The following is a 5,865-nucleotide window of genomic DNA, read 5'->3' as shown; positions in this document are numbered from 1 at the left end:
CCCGCCGCCCCGGCGGAGCCCGGCGCCCCGGCCGCGGCTGACCGGCCCGCCGCGTCGGGACCGTCCCCCGGGCGCGGGTCGTACAGCCCCTTCGCCCCCAGCGCCCGGGCGACGAACGGGCTCTCGCAGCGCTGCCCGGCCAGGACGAGGACCGCGTCCGCCGTCCCGGCGCGCAACTGGTCCACCGCGTGCGCGAGCGCCACGAACGACGTCGCCTCGGCGGACTCCACCGCGAGCGTGCGGCCGCGCAGCTTGAAGGCCGCCGCGATCCGCGCCGGGACGGTGCTCGCCATCTCGCCCACCCGGTCGTGCGGGGAGCCGCCGAGGCGCGGCGCGAGCAGGCCGCGCAGCTCGGCGGCGGCCCCCGCCGCCTCGTCCGGCGTCGCCCCCACGGCGGTCGCGGCGCGCTCCAGCTCCCGCGCGTACCACGGCAGTTCCATGCGTACGGCGTTCGCGTGCTGCCGGTCGAGCGCGAAGCAGAGCCCGGTGACGACGTCGGTGCGCTCGGCGGGCAGCGGCCGCCCGGGGTGCCCCGCGTCGGCCAGGCAGCGGCGCGCCGCCTCCAGCATGAGGAGCTGCATCCGGTTCATGGACCTGGCCTGGAGCGGGGGGATGCCGAACCGGGCGACGTCGACGACGAGGTCGTCGAGCCCGTCCGGGTCGAGTTCCGCGAGCCCCACGATCGCGAGGGGCTCGCCGGGCCGCGCGGGGTCGGCCCCGCGCGCTAGCGGATCGGACGTCATGACGCGGCTGCTCCTGCGGTGGTCGGCGATCCCGCCGGGGAGCGGGAAAGGAAAGTGAGCCGGGTGTTCCCCGCGTGGTCGCGTGGACGTTCCCGGCACGCTCGTATGGAGGTTCCCGGCACGCTCGTGTGGACGTTCCCGGCACGCTCGTGTGTACGTTCCGTGCAGATTCGGGGAGATGCGGAAAAGGCTGGGGCGCGAACGGCACGGAATATCGCCTCAGGCCCCGCCCGCGGCTGGGGTGAAACCGTGTCGGGTGGTACGGGAGAAGTGCCCTGATACTCCCGGGAGGCGAGTCACGGACGCGGCGCGGCGCGTCCTGGAGGCGGCGCTCACGAGGCCGCCGGGACGGTGGAAAGGGAAAGCGCCGGATCCTGCGAGAGGATTTCCGAGTGGCGGCGCTGGAGAACGATCCCCGGCTGTACGCCGAGCTCCTCGTCCAACCGCCGACGGGTCACGTGGAACAGCTCCAGCGCGTCCGCCTGCCGCCCCGCGCGGTACAGGGCGAGCATGAGCAGCTCGCAGAAGCGCTCGCGCAGCGGGTGCTCGGCGACCAGGCGGCGCAGCTCCGCCACCGCCCGCGAGGTGTCACCGGCGGCGAGCCGGGCCCGCACCAGGTCCTCCCAGGCCGTGAGCCGCCGCTCGTCGAAGAGGGCGGCGGCGCCCCGGCAGCGCAGCCCGTCGCCCGCGTCGAGCAGCGCGGGCCCGCGCCACAGCTCCAGCGCGGCCTGGAGCAGCTCGATCGCCCGCAAGGGGTGTACGTCGAGGGCCGCGGCGCCGCGCGTGGCCAGGTCCAGGAAGGTGTTGCCGTCGACGCAGCCCGGCTCCACGTCGAGCAGATAGCCGCCGCGCACCGCGCGCAGCACCGTCGTGCCCCGGGGCGGCGCCCCGGGGCCGTCGAGCACCTTGCGCAGCCGGGTGGCGTGCGCCTGGAGGGCGTTGCGGGCGTTGCCGAGCGGCCGGCCCGCCCACAGCTCGTCGGCGAGGTCCGTGTGCGAGACGGCCCGGCCCGCGTCGAGGGCCAGGGCGGCGAGCATCGCCCGTGCTTTGTTGGCTTGTATTCCGTGGCGTTCTCCGTCCGTGGCCACGGAAACCGGCCCCAGGACATGGATGTGCATGGTGTTCCCCCCGTGGACGGCGAAAAGGCGTCACTGGACGGCGAAGGGCGGCTGGCGCGTTGCCCGGAACGTCCTTCCGGACTTCTTCTGTGACATCACTCGGGACATCATCCGGACGTCATCCCGGACATCACCCGGACGTCATCCCGGACATCACTCGGACGTCATCCGGAACATCGTCCTGGACGTCATCCGGAACGTGTTCCGCAACTCCATCGGCAGCGCTGGTCGCTCGAAGGGAAAGAGGGCCCACGGGCCCCATCAGGCCCTCCCCTTTTCGGCTGCGTACGAGTTTTCCAGGAACGCCGGTGCGGTGCCATCAACCGCCTGACGGGTTTCCCGCAGGAAAACCACGACGATTTCCCTACAACCATATCGATCATCCGTGGAGACGGGCCGCGCGCGCCTCCACGGATGACCGTCGGGTGGCCGTTCGGGTGCCCGTCGGAGCCGGAGGTTCCGCCTCCCTGGACAGGAGGCTGAACGAGCGTTTAGTCTGCTGTACATGCGTTCAATGCCGGACGACCGCACCACGCGGGCCGTCATCCGCGACGAGGCCCTGCGCCTGTTCGCCGCCCACGGCCACGACGGCGTCACCATCCGCCAGATCGCGACGGCCGCCGGGGTCTCGCCGGGGCTGGTGGTGCACCACTTCCGCTCCAAGGACAACCTGCGCCAGGAGGTCGACCAGCACGTCCTCGCCGTCTTCGAGGGCCTGCTCGGGGAGCTCACCACGGACGGCGGCACGGCCGGGCTGCCCGGCCCGGGGCCGACGGCGGCGAGCTCGATCAGCGAGACCTTCCTGCGCCACCTGCCCGTCGGCTCGCCGCTGCCCGCCTATCTGCGCATGCTGCTGCTGTCCGACACGGACGCGGGCCGCGGCCTGTTCCGGCGGCTGTACGTCATGAGCTGCCAGCTCCTCGACGGCCTCGCCGACGCGGGGGCCGCCTCGCGCGGCCGGGACCCCGGGGTGCGCGCCGCGCTGCTGCTCGTCAACGACCTCTCGGTGTTCCTGCTGCGGGACCAGCTCACCGCCGTCCTCGGCGTCGACCCCCTCTCGGCGGCCGGCCTCGCCCGGCTCGGCCCCGAGCTGCTGAGTATCTACGCCGGCGGGCTGAACGCCGAGCCCCCCACACCGGAACCTTCCAGACCGGAACCCCCCGCACCGGAAGCAGAAGGAGGCCAGGCATGACCCCCAGGCCACAGCCCGCACTCTCCGCCCGGGACATCCACAAGGCGTTCGGCAGGCACCGGGTCCTGCGCGGCGCCGACCTCACGGTCGAACCGGGGCAGTTGGTCGCGGTGGTCGGGGAGAACGGCTCCGGCAAGTCGACGCTCCTCAAAGCCATCGCGGGCACCCTGCCCGTGGACCGCGGCGAGGTCGCCCTCGGCGGCGAACTCGGCTACTGCCCGCAGGACCCCGTGCTCAACTCCAACCTCACCGTCGACCAGCACCTCCAGTACTTCGCCGCCGCCCACCGGCTGAGCGATCTGAAGCGCGCCGACGAACTCGTCGACCTCCTCGGCTTCGACAAGTACCGCTCCACGGCCGCGGGCGACCTCTCCGGCGGCACCCGGCAGAAGCTCAACCTCACCCTGGCGCTGCTGCACGACCCCGACGTGCTCCTCCTCGACGAGCCCTACCAGGGCTTCGACTGGGAGACGTACCTCCGCTTCTGGACCCTGGTGGAGGACCTGCACCGGCGGGACAAGGCCATCGTCGTCATCACCCATCTCGTCTTCGAGCAGGAGCGCTTCGACCTCCTCGCCGACCTCGTCGACGGCCGTCTCACCCCGCGCTCGTCGCAGGAGAAGGAGGTCAGCCATGTCCCTGCCTGACACCGCCGCGGGCCGGCCGCTGTACGGGCAGTTCCCCACCGCCCTGCGGTTCTCCGTGCGGGAGCAGAGCCGCAACCGCCTCGCCGCGCTGCTCCTCGGCCTGTTCGTACCGGCCTGGTACCTGCTGATGACCTCGATCGCCGGGGACAAGGGCCTGGACTTCAAGCTGTACGCGACCGGTGAGACGCTGCGCGTCGACGGCCGCCACGTCACCCTGATCACGGCCGGGATGAACTCCCTCACGATGATCTCCGGGTTCGTCGTGTTCGACGCGGTCCGCAAGGCGCTGAACTTCGACCGGCGCCTCGCCTTCGCCGGCTTCCGCGAGACCACCCTGATCGGCGCCAAGCTGCTGGCCATCACCATCGTCACGACCTCGATCGCGCTCTACACGGCCCTCGCGCTGCTGATCTACTGGCGCCCGGGGTTCACCGGCTGGGGCACCGTGCTGCTCGGCTTCATGGCGATGACGCTCACCTACGGCGCCCTCGGCCTGTTGCTCGGCGTCCTGGTCAAGAACGACCTGGAGGGCTTCTTCCTCATCATCATGGGCGGGCTCACCGACACGTTCCTGCAGAACCCGCTCGGCAACCCGGCCGCCAACAAGCCGGCCCTGCAGTACTTCCCGTCGTTCGGCCCCATGCAGTTCTCGGTCGGCGGCTCGCTCGCCGACACGGTGATGTGGCGCTACCTGGGCATCGGCTGCGCCTGGGCGGCCGGGTTCGCCCTCGTCGGCCTGGTCGTCTTCCACTTCAGGACCCGCAGCCGCAGGCCCACGCGCTGACGCTGGCCACCGCCCGGCCGGGCTGCCCGGCCGGGCGGTGCCGTGAGCCGCCGCCTCAGGCGTCGGCCGACCCCTGGAGGCGCCGCAGCGACGCCACCAACTGGTCGACCTCCTCGGAGGTGTTGTACAGCGCGAACGACGCGCGGGCCGCCGACTCCAGGCCGTAGTGCGCGAGCGCGGGCTGCGCGCAGTGGTGCCCCGCGCGGACGGCGATGCCGTCGCGGTCGAGCCAGTCCGCGACACTGCCCGGGTCGTGGCCCGCGAGCGTGAAGGTGAGCACCGCGATCCGCTCCGCGGCCGCGCCGAGCACCTCAAGGCCCGGCACCGTCGCCAGCGCCTGCGAGGCGTACGCGAGCAGCGCGTTCTCGTACGCGGCGACCGCCTCCCGGTCGAAGGAGCGCAGCCAGTCGATCGCCGCCAGCAGCCCGACCACCCCGGAGATGTGCCCGGTGCCCGCCTCCAGGAGGTGCGGCATCGGCGCGAACGTGGTCCGCTCGAAGCTCACCGACTCGATCATGTTGCCGCCGCCCTGCCACGGCCGCATCTCCTCCATCAGCTCCGGCCGCACGTACAGCGCGCCGATGCCCGTGGGCCCGAACAGCTTGTGCCCGGAAAAGGCGTAGAAGTCCGCGCCGAGCCGCCGCACGTCGACGGGCATGTGGGCCACGGCCTGGGCGCCGTCCACGAGGACCCGCGCCCCGTAGCGGTGGGCGAGCGCCGTCATCTCCTGGACCGGCGGCACGGTGCCGAGGACGTTCGAGGCGTGGCTGACCACCACGAGCTGTGTCCGCGCCGAGAGCAGGTCCGCGTACGCCTGCTGGTCGATCTCGCCCGCGGGCGTGAGCGGCACGGGCACCACGCGCGCGTGGGTCTCCTTGGCCAGCAACTGCCACGGCACGATGTTGGAATGGTGCTCCAGGACCGGGACGAGGATCTCGTCGCCGGGCTCCATCACCGAGCGGCCCCAGCTCTGCGCCACGAGGTTGACGGCCTCGGTGGTGCCCCGCGCGAACACGATGTTCTCCGGCGACGCCGCGCCCAGGAACTCCGCGACCGCCGCCCGCCCCGCCTCGTACAGCTCGGTGGCCTCGCGCGCCATGGTGTGCGCGCCGCGGTGGATGTTGGAGTTGGCCGCGCCGTAGTACGCCGACAGCGCCTCGATGACCTGGCGCGGCTTCTGCGTGGTCGCGCCGTTGTCGAGCCACACCAGGGGGTGCCCGCCCACCGTCCGGTGCAGGATCGGCACGTCCTTGCGGGCCTGCTCGGGGGAGAAGACGCCGGGCGCGGTGCCGGTCAGCGCGGCGAGCGCGTCCTCGGGAGCCGCCGGGACCGCGGACGCGGCGAGCACGTCGGCGGCGGCCGCGGGCACGGCGGTCGCCGT

6 protein-coding genes are annotated in these 5,865 nt (G+C 72.8%); 3 read left to right on the top strand and 3 right to left on the bottom strand.

Annotated elements, in window-relative coordinates:
- Both IE330_RS37525 and IE330_RS37520 read right to left on the bottom strand, forming a co-directional pair.
- A partial coding sequence (locus IE330_RS37525; RefSeq protein WP_268257393.1) for a beta-ketoacyl synthase N-terminal-like domain-containing protein occupies positions 1–743 on the bottom strand: 743 nt, incomplete at its 3' end.
- 332 nt (positions 744–1,075) lie between these two features.
- Positions 1,076–1,861, bottom strand: a complete 786-nt coding sequence (locus IE330_RS37520; RefSeq protein ID WP_190140665.1) for an AfsR/SARP family transcriptional regulator — start codon at positions 1,859–1,861, stop codon at positions 1,076–1,078.
- A 505-nt stretch (positions 1,862–2,366) separates the two neighbouring features.
- Between IE330_RS37520 and IE330_RS37515 the strand changes: the two genes are divergently transcribed.
- The 3 genes from IE330_RS37515 to IE330_RS37505 are packed head-to-tail and all read left to right on the top strand — an operon-like array spanning position 2,367 to position 4,484.
- Positions 2,367–3,053 carry a TetR/AcrR family transcriptional regulator gene (locus IE330_RS37515; RefSeq protein WP_190140664.1) on the top strand — a complete coding sequence of 229 codons (687 nt, stop codon included), beginning with the start codon at positions 2,367–2,369 and terminating at the stop codon, positions 3,051–3,053.
- On the top strand, positions 3,050–3,700 hold the full coding sequence (locus IE330_RS37510) for an ABC transporter ATP-binding protein (RefSeq protein WP_190140663.1): 651 nt from the start codon (positions 3,050–3,052) through the stop codon (positions 3,698–3,700). Before IE330_RS37515 ends, IE330_RS37510 begins: the two co-directional genes overlap by 4 nt.
- Positions 3,687–4,484, top strand: coding sequence for a hypothetical protein (locus IE330_RS37505; protein WP_190140662.1), 798 nt, complete (start codon positions 3,687–3,689; stop codon positions 4,482–4,484). The genes IE330_RS37510 and IE330_RS37505 overlap by 14 nt, the downstream gene beginning before the upstream one ends.
- A gap of 55 nt (positions 4,485–4,539) precedes the next feature.
- Here IE330_RS37505 and IE330_RS37500 read toward each other — a convergent pair.
- The coding region (locus IE330_RS37500) for a SufS family cysteine desulfurase (RefSeq protein ID WP_308439082.1) at positions 4,540–5,865 on the bottom strand (1,326 nt) is incomplete at its 5' end.

The organism is Streptomyces longispororuber (assembly GCF_014656095.1).
In the GTDB taxonomy this organism is placed as follows: domain Bacteria; phylum Actinomycetota; class Actinomycetes; order Streptomycetales; family Streptomycetaceae; genus Streptomyces; species Streptomyces longispororuber.
The sequence above is the reverse complement of the archived record's forward strand: the minus strand, read 5'-3'. Positions and strand labels throughout refer to the sequence as shown.